Annotated in this window: 16 protein-coding genes and 1 pseudogene; 10 read left to right on the plus strand and 7 right to left on the minus strand. The window is 65.9% G+C overall.

Annotation, left to right across the window (positions count from 1 at the left end; all coding sequences use genetic code 11):
- Positions 1-95: 95 nt before the first annotated feature.
- Positions 96-380 (minus strand): DUF1540 domain-containing protein, encoded by a 285-nt coding sequence (locus AC1DD3_RS20570; RefSeq protein ID WP_230120143.1) that lies wholly within the window; start codon positions 378-380, stop codon positions 96-98.
- Positions 381-695: 315 nt separating this feature from the next.
- Between AC1DD3_RS20570 and fdhA the strand changes: the two genes are divergently transcribed.
- Both fdhA and AC1DD3_RS20580 read left to right on the plus strand, forming a co-directional pair.
- On the plus strand, positions 696-1,907 hold the full coding sequence (gene fdhA / locus AC1DD3_RS20575) for a formaldehyde dehydrogenase, glutathione-independent (RefSeq protein ID WP_476882415.1): 1,212 nt from the start codon (positions 696-698) through the stop codon (positions 1,905-1,907).
- 83 nt (positions 1,908-1,990) lie between these two features.
- Positions 1,991-2,119, plus strand: a complete 129-nt coding sequence (locus AC1DD3_RS20580; protein WP_290369790.1) for a hypothetical protein — start codon at positions 1,991-1,993, stop codon at positions 2,117-2,119.
- 24 nt (positions 2,120-2,143) lie between these two features.
- Here AC1DD3_RS20580 and AC1DD3_RS20585 read toward each other — a convergent pair whose 3' ends face one another.
- Complete coding sequence (locus tag AC1DD3_RS20585) at positions 2,144-3,259, minus strand: GmrSD restriction endonuclease domain-containing protein (protein ID WP_476882416.1); 1,116 nt, start codon at positions 3,257-3,259, stop codon at positions 2,144-2,146.
- 426 nt (positions 3,260-3,685) lie between these two features.
- On the opposite strand from AC1DD3_RS20585, the gene AC1DD3_RS20590 reads away from it, so the two are divergent.
- Positions 3,686-4,252 carry a YceI family protein gene (locus AC1DD3_RS20590; RefSeq protein WP_230120146.1) on the plus strand — a complete coding sequence of 189 codons (567 nt, stop codon included), beginning with the start codon at positions 3,686-3,688 and terminating at the stop codon, positions 4,250-4,252.
- 40 nt (positions 4,253-4,292) lie between these two features.
- On the opposite strand, the gene AC1DD3_RS20595 is transcribed toward AC1DD3_RS20590, so the two are convergent.
- Entirely contained in the window at positions 4,293-5,024 is a 732-nt protein-coding gene (locus AC1DD3_RS20595; protein WP_476882417.1) for a GntR family transcriptional regulator, read from the minus strand.
- A gap of 180 nt (positions 5,025-5,204) precedes the next feature.
- Between AC1DD3_RS20595 and AC1DD3_RS20600 the strand changes: the two genes are divergently transcribed.
- The 7 genes from AC1DD3_RS20600 to AC1DD3_RS20630 all read left to right on the plus strand — a co-directional run bounded on the left by AC1DD3_RS20600 (position 5,205) and on the right by AC1DD3_RS20630 (position 12,514).
- Complete coding sequence (locus tag AC1DD3_RS20600) at positions 5,205-6,587, plus strand: MFS transporter (protein WP_476882418.1); 1,383 nt, start codon at positions 5,205-5,207, stop codon at positions 6,585-6,587.
- The gene (locus tag AC1DD3_RS20605; protein WP_230120149.1) at positions 6,584-7,615 is read left to right on the plus strand and encodes an L-idonate 5-dehydrogenase; all 1,032 of its coding nucleotides are present in this window, start codon (positions 6,584-6,586) and stop codon (positions 7,613-7,615) included. The genes AC1DD3_RS20600 and AC1DD3_RS20605 overlap by 4 nt, the downstream gene beginning before the upstream one ends.
- Positions 7,616-7,703: 88 nt before the next feature.
- Positions 7,704-8,915 carry a D-mannonate dehydratase ManD gene (gene manD / locus AC1DD3_RS20610; RefSeq protein ID WP_230120150.1) on the plus strand — a complete coding sequence of 404 codons (1,212 nt, stop codon included), beginning with the start codon at positions 7,704-7,706 and terminating at the stop codon, positions 8,913-8,915.
- Positions 8,916-8,962: 47 nt separating this feature from the next.
- Positions 8,963-9,889 (plus strand): PfkB family carbohydrate kinase, encoded by a 927-nt coding sequence (locus AC1DD3_RS20615; protein WP_476882423.1) that lies wholly within the window; start codon positions 8,963-8,965, stop codon positions 9,887-9,889.
- Between the two features lie 38 nt (positions 9,890-9,927).
- Positions 9,928-11,346, plus strand: a complete 1,419-nt coding sequence (locus tag AC1DD3_RS20620) for a mannitol dehydrogenase family protein (protein ID WP_476882419.1) — start codon at positions 9,928-9,930, stop codon at positions 11,344-11,346.
- Positions 11,339-11,977 carry a bifunctional 4-hydroxy-2-oxoglutarate aldolase/2-dehydro-3-deoxy-phosphogluconate aldolase gene (gene eda / locus AC1DD3_RS20625; protein WP_290369791.1) on the plus strand — a complete coding sequence of 213 codons (639 nt, stop codon included), beginning with the start codon at positions 11,339-11,341 and terminating at the stop codon, positions 11,975-11,977. Before AC1DD3_RS20620 ends, eda begins: the two co-directional genes overlap by 8 nt.
- Positions 11,978-12,154: 177 nt before the next feature.
- Positions 12,155-12,514 carry a GNAT family N-acetyltransferase gene (locus tag AC1DD3_RS20630; RefSeq protein ID WP_476882420.1) on the plus strand — a complete coding sequence of 120 codons (360 nt, stop codon included), beginning with the start codon at positions 12,155-12,157 and terminating at the stop codon, positions 12,512-12,514.
- Between the two features lie 54 nt (positions 12,515-12,568).
- On the opposite strand, the gene AC1DD3_RS20635 is transcribed toward AC1DD3_RS20630, so the two are convergent.
- The 4 genes and pseudogenes from AC1DD3_RS20635 to AC1DD3_RS20650 all read right to left on the minus strand — a co-directional run bounded on the left by AC1DD3_RS20635 (position 12,569) and on the right by AC1DD3_RS20650 (position 16,650).
- A complete protein-coding gene (locus AC1DD3_RS20635) occupies positions 12,569-13,318 on the minus strand; it encodes an ArsR/SmtB family transcription factor (protein ID WP_476882421.1) in 750 nt (249 codons plus the stop codon).
- Positions 13,319-13,381: 63 nt separating this feature from the next.
- On the minus strand, positions 13,382-13,684 hold the full coding sequence (locus tag AC1DD3_RS20640) for a winged helix-turn-helix domain-containing protein (protein ID WP_354962170.1): 303 nt from the start codon (positions 13,682-13,684) through the stop codon (positions 13,382-13,384).
- Positions 13,685-13,850: 166 nt separating this feature from the next.
- Entirely contained in the window at positions 13,851-15,131 is a 1,281-nt protein-coding gene (locus AC1DD3_RS20645) for a dicarboxylate/amino acid:cation symporter (protein WP_476882422.1), read from the minus strand.
- A gap of 272 nt (positions 15,132-15,403) precedes the next feature.
- Positions 15,404-16,650, minus strand: a pseudogene (locus AC1DD3_RS20650) (aspartate ammonia-lyase).
- Positions 16,651-16,655: the final 5 nt, after the last annotated feature.

Genomic DNA, 16,655 nt, shown 5'->3' on the forward strand with positions numbered 1-16,655 from the left:
CCGGTGTGCTAATTCGAATCTAGCAAGTGGCTCTGACAATGAAGGCTCTGACGGTGAAGGCCATCTGCAGCGTTGGCGGAAGTGCCCCGATCGGCTTACGTGTGGGCGTACGTAAGGCAGTCGGCGTTGTCCGGGCCCGGGCCCACGTGGACTTCCGGTGCCTGGCACATCAGGTGGTCGTTATGGACGCACTCCCCGCGCTGGCAGGCACCGACTCCGGCCAGGACCTTGGGCAGCCCGCCGTGGATTCCGGTGTCGATGAACGTGGCACAGGAGGCGTGGTCTGTGGTGCCGCCGACCGTGATGGCCTCGGCATTGCAGTGGGTGTGATCGTTGAAGGAGCAGTTGGATACGCTGCAGTCGGCGACATGCGTGGACATAGCAAGTTCCTCCATGGTTCTGGCCGTCCCGGCTGGACGGCCCGCTTGTCCCAACGTAGGCCTGTCCGGCCTGATCAAAAAGACCCAATAGTGTTGCGTATTTATCCGCCACCAGGCCCTGCCGGGCGATGATCGCGGAACGTTATAGACCTCACCAAGGCGGGCGTCTTAGACTGGCGGCACCCTCCACCATCAAAGGCACCGACGACGCCGTCCGGTCTGCCGTCTGTACCCGCCCTGGAGGGAACATCAGGACGCTTGATGAATCACAGCCGGCCCTTCATTTGGGAGGGTCCGTGACGCCAGGAGGAAAAGATGGAAGGGAACAAAGCCGTTGCCTACAAAGGGCCCGGCAAGGTGGAAGTCATTGACATCGACTACCCCAGCTTTGAACTCAAGGACGGGCCGGGCGTTAACCCGGCAAACGTGGGGCGTTCGGTTCCTCACGGGGCAATTCTCAAGACGGTGGCCACCAACATCTGCGGCTCCGACCAGCACATGGTCCGGGGGCGGACAACGGCGCCGCCGGACCTGGTCCTGGGCCACGAAATCACCGGCGAGGTAGTGGAAGTGGGGCCGGGCGTCGAGTTCATCAAGGTGGGTGACCTCTGCTCGGTGCCGTTCAACATTGCCTGCGGCCGCTGCCGGAACTGCAAGGAGCGCAAGACCGGCATCTGCCTGAACGTGAACCCGGACCGCCCGGGCAGCGCCTACGGCTACGTGGACATGGGTGGCTGGGTGGGCGGCCAGGCCAACTATGTGCTGGTGCCGTACGCCGACTGGAATCTGCTGAAGTTCCCGGACAAGGACCGAGCCATGGAGAAAATCCTCGACCTCGCCATGCTCTCGGACATCTTCCCCACCGGGTACCACGGCGCCGTGAGTGCCGGCGTGGGTGTCGGCTCCACTGTTTACGTCGCCGGTGCCGGTCCTGTTGGCCTCGCTGCGGCGACCAGCGCGCAGCTGCTGGGTGCCGCCGTCGTAATTGTCGGTGACCTGAATGAGCAGCGGCTCGCGCAGGCGCGCAGCTTCGGGTGCGAAACCGTGGACCTGTCCAAGGGCGGTCCGGCGGAGCAGATCGAGCAGATCCTCGGCGTGCCGGAGGTGGACTGTGGCGTGGATGCCGTGGGCTTCGAGGCCAAGGGCCACGGCTCGGGCGCGCAGGAGGCCCCGGCCACTGTGCTGAACTCGCTCATGGAACTTACGGCTGCGGGTGGCGCACTCGGGATTCCCGGGCTCTACGTGACGGGCGACCCCGGGGGCGTGGACGAGGCCGCAAAGAAGGGGTCGCTGAGCCTGAGCCTCGGCACGGGCTGGGCGAAATCGCTGAGCTTCACCACGGGGCAGTGTCCGGTGATGAAGTACAACCGGCAGCTGATGATGGCCATCCTGCTCGACAGGGTGCAAATCGCCAAGAACGTCAACGCGAAGCCGATTCTGCTGGACGATGCACCCAAGGGCTACGCCGAATTCGACGCCGGCGCCGCCACCAAGTACGTCCTCAACCCGAACGGATATCTGAGCTGACGGCATGAGCAGCAGCACGGGGTCAGCGGCCACTCAATATCCTGCGAGGATCGGGCCGTGAAAGACCCCGCGTTGCTGGGGCCATGACCGATGTTCCCGCACCGCACGTCGCACTCGAGGACGCTGCTGAAGCGGACGCCATTGAGCAGTCGGCAGCAACCCCGGGCGGGGACGAGGAGGACTACCCGTTTGCGGGAGAGGAACAGCAGTAGGGGAGCCGAAACAGCGGGATCCGGCTATTCGCAGCCCACGCCGTCGCCGTCGCGGTCCAGCTTTCCGCTGTAGCCCGGCTGGCCGGCGTGGATGGGCGCGGCACCGGCCGCCCGGACTGCCGCGCAGTTGGCGTAGTAGGCGGCAGCGGGAGCCGGCGCGGCCGCGGCCTCGGCCGCCGCAGGCGCTGCCGCCGCTGCGGCCGCTGCGGGACCCGCTGGAGCTGGCGCGGGAACCGCGGGCGCCGCTTGGGCCGGAGCCGTGACGGGGGCGCTCCCCTTCGTCGGAGCCAGGACGCCGGCACACTTGGACAGCACCGTGGCCATGGCGTCGTGCTCGGCCCGCGTGACCCAGAGCTTATAGGTGGTCTTGACCGAGATCTGCCGGGCGACGTACGCGCAGCGGTAGGCCGTGTTTCGCGGCAGCCAGGTGGCGGCGTCGCCGTCGCTCTTTTGCTGGTTTTCCGGTCCGGAAACGGCGAGGAGGTTCAGGGGATCGTTGGCGAAGGCCGTGCGTTGCGCCTCTGTCAGCTGCTGGGCACCCTTCTGCCAGGCGTCGCTGAGAGCCACGACGTGGTCGATCTGCACCGCGCTGCTCGTGTTGACCCCGCGCTGGAATGCGATGACGGTGGCCGTGTACGGATCATTCAGCGTGCCCGAGAGGACCACGCAGCTTCGGGTCCCGGGCTTCAGCGTTGTGGCCGTGAGGTCCCTGGTGAGGATGTCGTTCCGGGTGTCGCAGCCGTTGTGGTCCGTGTCCGCCCACGCCTGCCCGAACTGTGTCCGGTCGTAGCCGGTTTTCGGCGCCCGGCCTTTGATGGGCAGGGTCGCAAGCAGTTCCGTGGCCTTGGTGGCGTAGGCAGGCCGTGCCTTGACGTTGTCCAGCCGTGCGGGCTCGAACGGCGGCGCAGTGGCAGTGGGTGAGGCGGTGGGTGCGGCGGTTGCCGTCACATCCGCCGAGGTGCTTGTTCGGGCGCCCGACGACGGCTGTTGCGTTGCGCTGACGGCGCCGCCGCAGGCTGTGGTCGCCAGAATCACGGTGGCGACGATGCCACCCTTGACCCAGTCGACAGCGCCGAAGGATGCGCTGGTGCCGAAGGCTCCGCTGTAGTTGCCGCGCGGCAGTGGACGTGCTCTCTTCAACTTCTTGTGCCCCCGTGGCGGTCGTTGTGCGTTCAATGATCGTACCCACCGAGCGAGCTGGATCGGGGATCTTGCGCCAAGCCTGCGTAAAGCGTGCGAACAGCAGTTAAGCGGAAGGGCCTCGCGTCACCTGTCGGTGTGCGAGGCCCCTCCTAGCGGCAGGACCACCGCAACTGGGGGACGCGGTGGGCCTGTTAACAAAGATAAAGAGGTTTCCTGAAAATTGGCTAGGAGTTTTGGGGGGACTGGCACCGGCCGGTAAGGGGGAGTGGGGGGCCAAGCTTGGAAGACCTTGTGGAGGGCGAGGCCCCCATCGCTTCAGCGCCCAGGCGGAAGCTTCGGCAGGACCTTGACTTCACTCCCGGCCTGAACCAGTGTGGAAATCGCACCGTTTCAGCTGGTTTTCACCCTTTTAGGAGATGTGCAATGACGCTTCCCTCAGGCCTGACCCCGGGTACCTGGACCCTTGATATGTCGCACAGCGAGATTGGATTTACCGTCCGGCATGCCGGGATCAGCAAGGTCCGTGGCCGGTTCACGGATGCCAATGCCGAAGCCCGTGTCCGGGAATCGCTGGCTGAATCCTCTGTGCGCGCCACAGTGAAGACCGCGAGTTTCGACTCCGGTGACGCCAACCGCGACGGCCACGTGCGGGGTGCGGACTTCTTCGACGTCGAGCAGTATCCCGAAATGACGTTCCGGGCCAAGGGCATCGAGGGCGACGGCGAGGATTACACGGTCACCGGCGACCTGACGATCCGGGGGATCACCAAGCCCGTCGAACTGGAAGTTGAGTTCACCGGCGTGGCGGTTGATCCGTTCGGTGCCACCCGGGCAGGTTTCTCGGCGGAGACGGAAATCAGTCGCAAGGAGTTTGGCCTGACGTGGAACGCAGCGCTGGAGACCGGCGGATTCCTGGTCAGTGACAAGGTGAAGATCAATCTCGAAGCTGCGCTGGTCAAGCAGGACGAGGCGGTACCGGGCCAAGCCTGACCATGAGTAGCAGCCGCGCGTCTGTCCGAGGTGAATCGAACTAGGACAGGCGCGCGATGCTCCGCCGGATCGGCCGTGAGGCCGTGCCGTCGGAAAAGAGGTCAGGCGAGGATGCCTGAATCCGTTTGACGTCTTCGAAAACGCCCCGGAGGTGGACGCGCAGGGAGCTGTCGGCGTCGGCAATATTGTTGGCTTCCAACGCGTCCACCACTGCCGTGTGCTGCTCAATCAGCGTGGAGACAGGCCTCGTATCGATCAGGCTCAAGCGCCGGGCGCGGTCCAGGTGCGCCTTGGCCGAATTGACGGCCGTCCAGGCCGACTCGTGCCCCGCCAGCCGGAGGAGTTCACGGTGGAAGTCTTCGTCCAGCCGGAAGAATTCCTCCACATCACCCTGGGCCTCGGCCTCCCGCTGGCTGGCAAGAATCTGCCGCAGGCCGGCAATCCCCGGCGCGTCCACCACCAGGTCACCAAGGGATGCGCATTCGATGGCCTCCCGGACGAACTGAGCTTCGGCAACCCGGCCCAGGTCCACGAGGGAGACGAAGGATCCGATTTGCGGGAAGACCTGCACCAGCCCCTCTTCGCGCAGCAGAATCAGGGATTCCCGCACCGGTGTCCGGCTGACGCCGAGCTCCTGCGCTAGCTCGTTTTCGGACAGCGGCTCACCGGGAGGGAGCTGCAGGGAAATGATCCGACGCCGGAGTGTTTCCAGTGTCTGATCACGCACCGAGAGCCTCGGCGACTGTCCTTTATCGGGTTTTCCTATTGCCATGCGTCCAGTCTAGCCATCGTTGACAAACTAGAATGGTAGTGCTTGTATGGTAGCAAGAGCCGCCGAAAAAAGCCCCGTACGCCAAACCTGCTCAGCAGAGCGTGCACCCGGGGAAGGCGGCCACCCTCGCACCGCAAACATCGCCACCTCCCTTTTTCATCGCCTGCAAAGGAGCACCAGATGACCGAGAGCATTGCGCCACCCACCACCAAGCCGGAGACGAGGACCACCCGGGACCTGGCCAGGGTCGCAGTTTCAGGCTGGCTCGGGACGGCCATGGAGTTCATGGACTTCCAGCTCTACTCCCTGGCCGCAGCCATCGTCTTCAACAAGATCTTCTTCCCTGAGGTGAGCCCCGTGCTCGGCCTCATCGCCGCGATGGCCACCTACGGCGTGGGCTACGTCGCCCGCCTTGCAGGAGCCGTCTACTTCGGCCGCATGGGTGACAGGATCGGCCGCAAGAAGGTCCTCTTCATCACCATCGCCCTCATGGGCGCGTCCACCACGCTCATCGGTGTCCTCCCCACGTACGCGATGATCGGCATCTGGGCTCCGATCCTGCTTGTAGCACTGCGCCTCATCCAGGGCTTCGGAGCCGGCGCCGAGATCGCCGGGGCCACCGTGATGCTCGCGGAATACGCCCCCGCCAAACGACGCGGCCTGATCTCCTCGCTCGTCTGCCTTGGCACCAACTCCGGCACACTCGGAGCCTCTGCCCTCTGGGCGATCCTGGTCGCGGTCCTGCCGGAGGACCAGCTGCTCAGCTGGGGCTGGCGCATCCCGTTCCTGGCCAGCTTCCTGCTGATGATCTTCGCAGTTTGGATCCGCCGCTCGCTTAAGGAAAGCCCGGTCTTCGAACAGCGGGCCGACGTCGTGGACGGTGTTGCCCTCGCCAAGAAGGACATTGCCCAGGCCGCCGTACCGGCCGGCACCAGCACCATTGAAGCCGCGCTGCACCAGCGCAAGGGCCGGGCCTTCCTGATCGCCCTGGGCCTCCGGTTCGGACAGGCCGGCAACTCCGGGCTCGTGCAGACCTTCCTCATCGGCTACCTCGCCACCGTGCTTTTGGTCGACAAGACCGTGGGCAGCAGCGCCATCATGTACGGCTCCCTGCTGGGCTTCATCACCATCCCCATCATGGGCCTCCTGGGCGACCGCTTCGGCCGGAGACCGCTGTACCTGGTCCTCAGCACCCTCACGGCGCTGTTCGCCATCCCGATGATGCTGATGGTCACGAGCGGCAACACCACCCTGATCACCGTGGCCATTGTGGCCGGACTGAACCTAGGCGTCCTGAGCCTGTTCGCCATGGAAAGCGTGACCATGGCCGAGTTCTTCGGAGCCCGCACCCGCTTCACCCAGCTGGCCCTGGCCAAGGAAATCGGCGGCATCCTCGCCACGGCCATCGGCCCGCTGCTGGCCGCCACGCTCACGGCAATCACGGGACACTGGTGGCCGCTCGCCGCGATGCTCATCGGCTACTCCCTGATCACTCTGGTCGCCGCAGCCGTGGGTCCCGAGGTCCGCGGCCGCGACATGGTCCGCCTGGAAGACGCCGTATGAAAGCGGTAGTAGTCCACGGACCGAACGACCTTCGCATCGACGACCGCCCGGAACCCGTAGCCGGACCCGGCGAGGTAGTGCTCGACGTCGAGTGGGGCGGGATCTGCGGCTCCGACCTTTCGTACTGGCGCCACGGCGCCTCGGGGACTGCGGCACTGAAGTCGCCGCTCGTCCTCGGCCACGAGGTGGCCGGCCGGATCGCGCAGCTTGGGTCCGGAGTGGAAAACCTCGACGTCGGCCAGCCGGTTACGGTGCACCCCGCGGAACTCGTGGGGGACGGGACCATGCCGGCACGGCTCGCGGGCAGGACCAACCTCTACCCGCAGATCCGCTACTTCGGGTCAGCTGCCTTCGACCCCCACACTGACGGCGGCTTCAGCGAACGGAAGCTTGTGCGGGCTTCGCAGATCCGGGCCCTGCCCGACGGCGTGGACACCCTTCGCGGGGCGCTCGCCGAACCGCTCGCCGTCGCCATGCACGCCGTAAGCAGGGCCGGATCCTTGGCCGGACGGGATGTCCTGGTCAATGGTGCCGGACCGATCGGCTCGCTGGTGATCGCAGCAGCCAAGTACGCCGGGGCCAGGACGGTGATCGCAGCCGACATCAACGATGCCTCGCTGCGGATCGCCGCAGCAATGGGCGCCGACGAGGTCCGAAACCTTTCCGGAGTCGGCGCACTTCCAGAGGACATGGAGCTGGTGTTCGAAGCCACCGGCATCCCGGGCGTGCTGGGCGGCGTCCTCGGCGCCACGGCCCGCGGCGGAACCGTTGTCCAGGTGGGCAACCTGCCGGGCACCCCGGCGCCCGCGGCACTCGGAGACCTGGTGACCCGGGAAATCACCTGGATCGGCTCATACCGGTTCGCGGACGAGATCAGCGACGCCCTCCGCGCCATGGCCGAAGGCCTGGACGTATCGCCTGTCATCACCCACAGGTTCGGCATCGACCAGGCCGAGGAAGCCATGCGGGTTTCGGCCGATCCGGCGTCCGGCAGCAGCAAGGTCATGCTCCGCCTCACCGCCAACTGACTGGCAGCAGGTGTCGTTATGAGGGCTCAAAACGACACCTACTGCGAGCTTCTTGCAAATCTCCCACGCACCCACGAAGGACCAACCAGTGAAAATCACCGACGCACGGGTAGTGGTTTCGTCCCCCGGACGGAACTACGTCACGCTCGTTATTGAAACCGAGGACGGCATCACCGGCATCGGCGACGCCACCCTGAACGGCCGCGAGCTGGCTGTGGCGTCCTACCTGTCCGAGCACCTCTGCCCGCTGCTGATCGGCCGCGACGCCCGACGGATCGAGGACGCGTGGCAGTACTTCTACAAGGGCGCCTACTGGCGCCGCGGGCCGGTGACCATGACCGCGATCGCCGCGATCGACGTCGCGCTGTGGGACATTAAGGGCAAGGCGGCCGGCATGCCGGTCTACGAACTCCTGGGAGGTGCCGCCCGCGAGGGCGTCATGGTCTACGGGCACGCCAGCGGCTCAAGCCTGGAGGACCTGAGCGCCGATTTCCAGCACCACCTGGACCTCGGCTACAAGGCAATCCGCGCCCAGGCTGCGGTGCCGGGGCTGGAGAAAACCTACGGGATCGCGCCCGTGGATGGCAGGACGTACGAACCGGCCAGCGGCAACGTTCCACAGGAGGACATGTGGGAGACCACGTCCTACCTGGACTTCGCGCCGAAAATGATGGCGCACGTCCGCGAACAGTTCGGCTACGGCGTCCACGTCCTGCACGATGTCCACCACCGGCTGACGCCCATCGAGGCCGGCCGGCTGGGCGCCTCGCTGGAGCAGTACCGGCCGTTCTGGATAGAGGACCCGACGCCGGCCGAGGACCAGTCGGCGTTCCGTTTGATCCGCCAGCACACCACCACGCCCATCGCGGTGGGGGAGGTGTTCAACTCGATCTGGGACTGCCAGCAGCTGATCACCGAACGCCTGATCGACTACATCCGCACGTCCGTCTCGCACGCCGGCGGCATCACGCACCTGCGCCGCATCTTCTCGCTGGCCGACCTGTACGGGGTCCGGTCCGGCTCGCACGGCGCCGGCGACCTGTCCCCGGTGTCGTTCGCTGCGGCGCTGCACGTGGACATGAGCATTCCCAACTTCGGCGTCCAGGAATACATGGGCCACCGCGACCCCGTCGGTGAGGTCTTCAAGACTTCCTACACCTTCACAGACGGCTACATGCACCCGGGTGATGCTCCGGGACTCGGCGTGGAATTCAACGAGGAAGCGGCAGCAGCCTTCCCGTTCGAGCCGAAGTACCTCCCCATCAACCGCCGGCTCGACGGGTCGGTGCACGACTGGTGAACACCGCACCGCAAGAATCCCAGCCCCAGCCCTTCGACGTCGTCGTGATGGGTGAAATCCTGCTGGAAGTCGCCACCGACGCCCCGTTCGGCCACGGCGTTCCGGCGCAGCTGGGCATCTCCGGCGATGCGCTGAACGTGGCGGCGTCCGCCGCCGCGGCCGGTGCCCGCGTGGGGCTACTGTCGGTGCTGCCCGACGACGATCTCGGCCAGGCGATCGCCGCCAGGATCCGGGAACTCGGCATTTCAACCGAGCTCCTGAAATTCAGGACCGGACAGCAGGGCGTCTACCTGGTGCACTGCGATCCCGACGGGCAGCGGGAGTTTTCGTACGCCCGCAGCGGCAGCGTGGGTTCCACGCTGTCCCCGGAGGATATTGATCCCGCCGTCTTCTCGGCGGCCGGGGCAGTGATTGCAGGCGGGATCGCCTGCGCCATCTCCGCGTCCTCGCGTGCGGCGGTCCTGAAGGCTGCGGCCCTGTCCCGCCGTTTCGTTTTCGACCCCAACTTCCGTCCCCGGCTCACCTCCGTGGAAGACGCGACGGCGGTCCTCGCCGATCTCGCGCCGCGGACGTTCCTGGTCACTCCGTCCTTCCCCGGGGAGACGTCGGCCCTGCTGGCCTGCTCCTCACCGAAGGAAGCTGCCGCCAAGCTGCGCCGCCTTGGCGCGGCGACCGTCGCCGTGACCTGCGGGGCGGAAGGAATCCAACTTGAAGGCGAACAGGACTCCGTCTGGATCGACTCCATTCCCGCGCCGTCGGTGGTGGACCAGACAGGGGCGGGCGACGCGTTCGTCGGCACCCTGACCGCACGGATGGTGCTTGGCGACTCCCTTCCCGTGGCCGCCTGGTTCGGTGCGGCAGCCGCATCGCTCGTGGTGGGCGGCAAGGGCGGGACCGGGTTCATTCCCACCTTCGAACAGACCCGCGCGCACGCGTCCACCGGAGCCAAGGGAGGCCTGCCATCGCACGCCTAGACGCCTCCTCGCTTGCCGCGCAGGGGAACCACCGGCCCTTGCTGCAGCGCGGCACGCTGCGGCCCGGCATTGTGCACCTTGGCTTGGGCGCCTTTGCCCGCGCTCACACGGCCGTCATCACCGAAAACGCGATGCTTGCCTCCGGCGATTTCGATTGGGGGATCACCGGAGTCACCCAGCGCTCGGATACCGTCGCGCGCCAGCTGGCGCCGCAGGACGGACTCTTCACCGTGACCGAAAGGGGCAACGGTGCGGCGCCCCTCCGGGTGGTGTCCAGCATCGTGGAAGCCATCTCGGGACGGGACAATCCGGCGTCGGTAGTGGACCGGATCGCCGCCGAGGCGACGTCGGTGCTCACGCTCACCATCACGGAAAAGGGGTACCGGATCGATCCGCGGACCGGAACCCTCAACGTCGCTGATGACCAGGTCCGGGCGGATCTTGCCGGGCAGGCGCCGCAGTCGGCGATCGGCCAGATCGCGAGGGGACTCCAACAACGCTCTCGTGCCGACGCAGGCCCCCTCACCGTGGTCTCGTGCGACAACCTGCCGGGCAACGGGGAGCTGACCCGCAAGCTGGTGCACGCCTTTGCCGCCGCGCTGCCTCCCGGGGAGGCGGAGCCGCTGCTGGCCTGGCTCGACGCGCATGTCACCTTCCCCAACACCATGGTGGACCGGATGGTGCCGGCCACGACGGCCGGTGACCTGGACGCCGTCGAACGTGAACTCGGGCTCCGGGACGAGGCCGCCGTGGTGGCCGAACCGTTCCTGCAGTGGGTGATCGAGGACAACTTCGCCGCCCGCCGCCCTCGGTGGGAGGACGCCGGGGCGCTGTTCAGCTCCGACGTTGCAGCGTGGGAGGCAGCCAAGCTGCGGCTGCTGAACGCGAGCCACTCCATGCTGGCTTACCTGGGGCTGGCTGCTGGCAAGACCACGATCAGCGACGCCGTGGGGGAGGACGTGTTCCTCACTGCCTGCCGGCGCATGATGGCCGAGGACGCGCTGCCCACCATCAGCCTGCCGCAGGGACTCGCCGGCGAAGCCTACTGCGCCCAGGTGCTGGGCCGGTTCGCGAATCCTGCCCTGGGCCACACCACCGCGAAGGTGGGCAGCGACGGCTCGCAGAAGATCGGGCTGCGGTTGCTGAGCACTGTCCGCGGAAATCTCGACGCCGGCCGCGAACCACGGTGGGCCGCCCTGGCGGTGGCAGCCTGGATGCGCCATGTGGCGACCACTCCGGAAGGTCAGCTTGACGATCCGCTGGCGGCGGAGCTCCATGCTGCGCTTCCTTCATCGCGCACTGCCTCGACGGTGGTCCCGGCGCTGCTCGGCTGCCGCAGCATCTTCGACGGTGAGCTGGCCGCGCACGGCGGTTTCTCCGAGCTTCTCACTCACTGGTACCGCACCATCGACATCCACGGGCTGGACGGCCTGAGAAATGAGATCAACCATGGCTGACGCCACCAGCGTCCTGCACGTTTCCCCGGTCATCCCGGTGGTGACGATCGACGATCCGCAGCATGCCGTTCCGGTGGCCCGGGCACTCGCCGACGGCGGCATCCGCATCATCGAGCTCACATTGCGGACCGAGAGTGCGCTGACATCGCTGAAGCTGATCGCCAACGAGGTGCCGGACATCCTGGTCGGAGCGGGCACGGTCGTGACGCCCGGCCAGGCGGATGCTGCGGTAGCCGCCGGCGCGCAGTTCCTGGTCAGCCCGGGCGTGACACCCGCGCTGCTCCGTCACATGCTGACCCTCAACATTCCGGTGCTGCCCGGCGTGGCCACGGTGGGCGAAGTGATGGCAGTCCTGGAAAGCGGTCTCGACGCCATGAAGTTCTTCCCCGCCGGACCTGCCGGCGGTCCGAAATACCTCGCGGCGATCGGCGCACCCATTCCGCAGGTGCAGTTCTGCCCCACCGGAGGCATTAGCCTGGCCTCGGCACCGGACTACCTGAAACTGCCCAACGTCTCGTGCGTCGGCGGCAGCTGGCTCACGCCCCGCGACGCCGTGGAGAGCAATGACTGGGGCCGGATCACGGAGCTGGCCCGGGAAGCCGCCGGAATCGGCCAGCTGCGCGAACCCTAGGGGACATCCGGCGTCGCGGACCGGCACGTAAAGTCGGGCACATGACCGCTTACCGTTCCGCGGCCCGCCGCCCGGCGCGCTCGCCTGCCTGTTCCCGCTCGGAAAGGGTGAACTGGAAATAAGTGCCCCGCCGCCGGGGTTAGGCTGCTACAAAGGCCGCTACCAAGGAGTTCGACGATGACTGCTGTCACCATCCGCCACACCCCTGCCCGGGAGCGCTTTGAAGTGCTCGCCGACGCCCACGTCATCGGCAAGGCCTTGTACAAGATGTACGACGACGACGGGTCGCCACAGCGGATTTTCTATCACACCGTGATCAACGAGGAGTACGGCGGCCAGGGGCTGGCCGGCCGGCTCGCAACCGTGGCACTGGACGAGACGGCGGACGCGGGTCTGACCATTGTGCCGGTGTGTCCCTTCATCAAGAAGTTCCTCACCAAGCACCCTGAGTACTCTGAGAACACGACAGCCACCACACACCAGCACCTGGCGTTCCTGAATGAGGCGCTTGCCGCGCACGCAAAGACTCAGGCGTAGTTCCCGCCGACGTTGTCACGGGGCTAGTTGGGTCAGGGCCGCCAAGCGGCTGCCTCAGGTGTACATGAGGGAACCCGGCGTGGTGAGGATCTGCCCGGTTTCGAGCCAGGTCTTCAGGCCGGACAGGATCATCGGCCAGCCGCCGTAAAGTTGCTCGTTGGCGCCTTCGCGGAGCTGGTCATGGGTGACGGTCAGGTGGCAGGAGTCGCCAACAGGTTCGATCTCCCAGGTGATCCGCGAGGTGCCCTCGGCCTTGACGTCCTCGCCCCAGAGCGCGCGCATGGTCTGCACGAGCCGGCGCGGCGGGTCGACTTCGACGTTCTCGCCCTCGCCAAGCAGATCCCCTCCGCCGGGGGCCATCTCGAACCGGGACCCCGGCGTGAAGTCTGACTTGATGTGCATTCCGAACTGGTATTTGCCGCGGATCTCGCTGTCCGTTATGGCTTCCCAGAGCTGTTCCGGAGTGGTCTTGATGTAGATTTCGAAGATCTTTTCCATGGGACTTTCCAATCTGGATTTGAGGTCGCTGAGGGCAGCGGCCCATGGTTCTGAATATTTGCTCACCCAGCGGTCGTGGACGAGCCTGATGGGCACCGGATTCAGGAAGTGCAGCTTCTCGCGGCCGCGGCGCCGGGTCACCACGAGGCCGGCTTCCTCAAGGATCTTGAGGTGCTTCATGACCCCGAAGCGGGTGATCTCGAAGTGTGCTTCCAGGGCGCTGAGTGTTTGGCCGTCTTCGCGGAAAAGCTGGTCCAGCAGCTCCCTGCGGATCGGGTCAGCCAAGGCCTTAAACACCGCGTCCATACGGTCAGAATAGGTGACCATTTGGTCACATGTCAACGGGTCCGCGTAGCAGCCCGCCCATTTTCAGCGCTGGGAACGGCGAGTGCTGCTGCCCGTTGGGAGGACTCGAACGCGGCGAGAGTCAACAGGCGTAAGGGAGTAGAAGGGGGTGAACCTGGCTCTGGTTCCGGGGGAAATATCCGACCGGACCACCGAAGCGGCCTCCAGTGCCGCAAGGTGGTACCGGACGATGTCCCTGGTGGCGCCAAGAGCGCTGCTGAGCTCCGACACTCTGCTCGCCCCGTTGTGTGCCAGATACTCGACGATCCGGGATCTGATCTGGTTACTCCGAACCTTCGGCTCGTGATTGCCAGCGTGGACCGTCATCTGGCTGCTCGGGACGCTAACTACCTCAGTCAATGCAACTGCCTTTCAGCGTGCTCAGGAAAGTGTGCGCAGGAAATGCAGGCCGGCCGGATACGGGATAGCGGGGCATAAAACGCCGTGGCGTCAAAGCCCCGACCGGCCGGCCGGCCGGGTGGGTGTGGTCCGGTCAGTGCGTTGCGGCTTCCAGCTCTTTGACCTCGTGCACGTCCTGAGCCGGGAGCGAATCCTGGCGGGGAGCAGCCTTGTCGTGGTTTCGGCCGATGACTGCGGTGGCGATGGCATTTCCGAGGATGTTGGTCGCGGTGCGTCCCATGTCCAGGAGCTGGTCGATCACCAGCAGGACACCGATGCCCGCTGCCGGGATGCCGAAGGCGGGTACGACGGCGGCGACCACGACGAGTGACCCGCGCGGCACGCCGGCCATGCCCTTGCTGCTGAGCAGAAGCATGGCGGTCATCGCGATCTGCTGGCCAAGGTCCATGTCGATGCCGTAGGCGTTGATCAGGAAGACCGACGCGAACGTCATGTACATCATGGAACCGTCGACGTTGAAGGAGTATCCCAGCGGCAGCACGAAACCGGTGGTGCGTTTCTCGATGCCGAACTTCGTCAGGCCTTCAATGAGTTTGGGCAGTGCGGCCTCGCTGCTGGAGGTGGCGAAGGCAATGACCATGGGTTCGCGCACGATCCGGACGAGACGGAAGGCCGCGCGTCCGAGGAATGCAACGGCCACGGCGATCATGAGGGCCCACAGCGCCGTGAGGGAGACGTAGAATCCGCCGATGAAAGAGGCGTAGGTCGCAAACGCATCAAGGCCCTGGGATGTGAACGCGGAAGCGATTCCCGCGAAAACGCCTACGGGTGCCGCCAGCATCACGTAGCCGGTGACTTTGAGCATGACGCCCATCAGTTCATCGATGGCATTCGCTATGGAGGAGTGGCCCTTCTTCCGAAGATTCAGCAGGGCGATGCCGAAGAGTGCGCCGAAGACGAGGATCTGGAGGGGGTTGTTGTTCGTCAGTGCGGAAAAGACGCTGGTGGGAATGATGTGGGTGATGAACTCCTGGTAATCAAGGGCCTTCGTTTCCATGCCGGCGTCCCCGGTGGGCGCAAGGTGGAGACCGTCGCCCACGTTGAGTACATGAGCCGTGATGAATCCGAAGGCGCCGACCAGGACGGAGGCGGACAGGAACCAGATCATTGAACGGCCGAAGAGCTTTCCCACCCCCGCGGATTTGGCAGCTCCTGCGATGCCGGAGACAAGGGTGGCGAAGATCAGCGGGGCGATGATCATCTTGATGAGATTCAGGAACATGTGCGTGACAGTGTCGAGGACGGCCACGACAGTTTCGCGCGCTGCTCCGGCGAGCAGCCAGTGGCACACGAGGCCGCTGATGATTCCGAACAGGAGCGCTGCCAGAATCCACATCGTTGTTTTGTTTTTCATGATCAATCCTTCAGGTAGGTCCAGTTTCACGGGGCGGGACGGTTCCGGGCACGACGGCGTGCCCCGAACCGCGGTGCGGGGAAGGTGTTGGGTTGCGCCGGTTGAGCTTGTGCCCCGCTGGGCGGAGCTTGTCGAGACCGTGTTGGGTTGCGCCGGTCGAGCTTGTCGAGACCTAGATTTCGACAGGCTCAATCAGCGGACTATCTCGACAGGCTCAATCAGCGGACCAGCTCAATCAGCGGTGGCTTCGACGCGCTCGACGAGCGGCTTCTCTATTTGCTGAGGTTGGCGAGGCGTTCGGGGCTGAGGAGTTCCTGGAGTTGGTCGGCGGTGAGGAGGCCGTGTTCGAGGACGAGTTCGGCCACGCCCTTGCCGGTGGCGAGGGCTTCCTGGGCGATGGCGGTGGCGGTGGCGTAGCCCAGAAGGCGTTGAGCTGGAGCTGYCCGGCTTCGGCGGCCATGGTGATGGTGACGTCGTTGCCGATGACTTCGTAGGCKACCTGGCTGACGACTTCCGGGATCACCGGGTTGATCTTGCCGGGCATGATGGAGGATCCGGACTGCACGGCCGGGAGGTTGATTTCGCCGAACCCGGCGCGSGGGCCGGAGGAGAGCAGGCGCAGGTCGTTGCAGATCTTGGAGAGTTTCACGGCCACGCGTTTGAGGACGCCGGAGAGGTGCACGAACGCGCCGACGTCCTGGGTGGCCTCGATCAGGTCCACGGCGGTGACCAGCGGCAGGCCGGTGATGTCGGCCAGGTGCCGGCAGGCGGTTTCGGCGTAGCCGGGCGGGGCGTTCAGGCCGGTGCCGATGGCGGTGGCGCCGAGGTTGATTTCGTGGATGAGCAGGTCCGCTTCGGCGAGGCGGAGCCGGTCTTCGCCGATGGTGACGGCGTAGGTGCCGAATTCCTGGCCCAGGGTCATGGGCACGGCGTCCTGGAGCTGGGTGCGGCCCATTTTCACGACGSTGCGGAACTCGGCGGCTTTGGCCGCGAATGCGTCTTCGAGTTCGGCCAGGGCGGCGAGGAGTTCGCGGGCGGCGAAGATGGTGCCGAGCTTGACGGCGGTGGGGTAGACGTCGTTGGTGGACTGGGAGAGGTTTACGTGGTCGTTGGGGTGCAGCCGGGCGTAGTCGCCCTTGGGGTGGCCGAGGATTTCCAGGGCGCGGTTGGCGATGACCTCGTTGGCGTTCATGTTCGAGGAGGTCCCGGCGCCGCCCTGGATGACGTCGACGACGAACTGGTCGTTCAGGAGCCCGTTGAGCACGTCGGTGCAGGCGGCTTCGATCGCGGCGGCGCGCTCGGGGTCCAGGAGCCCGAGTTCGAGGTTGGTGCGGGCGGCGGCGAGTTTCACGGCGGCCARGCCGCGGACCAGGTGCATGTTCGTGGACAGCGGCTGGCCGGTGATGGGGAAGTTCTCCACGGCCCGGAGCGTGTGCACACCCCAGTACGCGGCGGCCGGAACGTCCCGGTCGCCCAGGAGATCATGCTCGGAACGGACGTCCGGAGCGGTATTGGTGATGGTCA

The sequence above is a fragment of the Arthrobacter sp. 05T444 genome (assembly GCF_056395905.1).

What these genes read in the sequence shown, in the direction of transcription:
- fdhA (WP_476882415.1), top strand. Translation starts at nt 696, where the DNA reads ATGGAAGGGAACAAAGCCGTTGCCTACAAAGGGCCCGGCAAGGTGGAA.
- eda (WP_290369791.1), top strand. Translation starts at nt 11,339, where the DNA reads ATGGCTGACGCCACCAGCGTCCTGCACGTTTCCCCGGTCATCCCGGTG.
- AC1DD3_RS20580 (WP_290369790.1), top strand. Translation starts at nt 1,991, where the DNA reads ATGACCGATGTTCCCGCACCGCACGTCGCACTCGAGGACGCTGCTGAA.
- AC1DD3_RS20590 (WP_230120146.1), top strand. Translation starts at nt 3,686, where the DNA reads ATGACGCTTCCCTCAGGCCTGACCCCGGGTACCTGGACCCTTGATATG.
- AC1DD3_RS20605 (WP_230120149.1), top strand. Translation starts at nt 6,584, where the DNA reads ATGAAAGCGGTAGTAGTCCACGGACCGAACGACCTTCGCATCGACGAC.
- AC1DD3_RS20595 (WP_476882417.1), bottom strand. Translation starts at nt 5,024, where the DNA reads ATGGCAATAGGAAAACCCGATAAAGGACAGTCGCCGAGGCTCTCGGTG.
- AC1DD3_RS20615 (WP_476882423.1), top strand. Translation starts at nt 8,963, where the DNA reads ATGGGTGAAATCCTGCTGGAAGTCGCCACCGACGCCCCGTTCGGCCAC.
- AC1DD3_RS20640 (WP_354962170.1), bottom strand. Translation starts at nt 13,684, where the DNA reads ATGACGGTCCACGCTGGCAATCACGAGCCGAAGGTTCGGAGTAACCAG.
- AC1DD3_RS20635 (WP_476882421.1), bottom strand. Translation starts at nt 13,318, where the DNA reads ATGGACGCGGTGTTTAAGGCCTTGGCTGACCCGATCCGCAGGGAGCTG.
- AC1DD3_RS20630 (WP_476882420.1), top strand. Translation starts at nt 12,155, where the DNA reads ATGACTGCTGTCACCATCCGCCACACCCCTGCCCGGGAGCGCTTTGAA.
- AC1DD3_RS20600 (WP_476882418.1), top strand. Translation starts at nt 5,205, where the DNA reads ATGACCGAGAGCATTGCGCCACCCACCACCAAGCCGGAGACGAGGACC.
- AC1DD3_RS20645 (WP_476882422.1), bottom strand. Translation starts at nt 15,131, where the DNA reads ATGAAAAACAAAACAACGATGTGGATTCTGGCAGCGCTCCTGTTCGGA.
- AC1DD3_RS20570 (WP_230120143.1), bottom strand. Translation starts at nt 380, where the DNA reads ATGTCCACGCATGTCGCCGACTGCAGCGTATCCAACTGCTCCTTCAAC.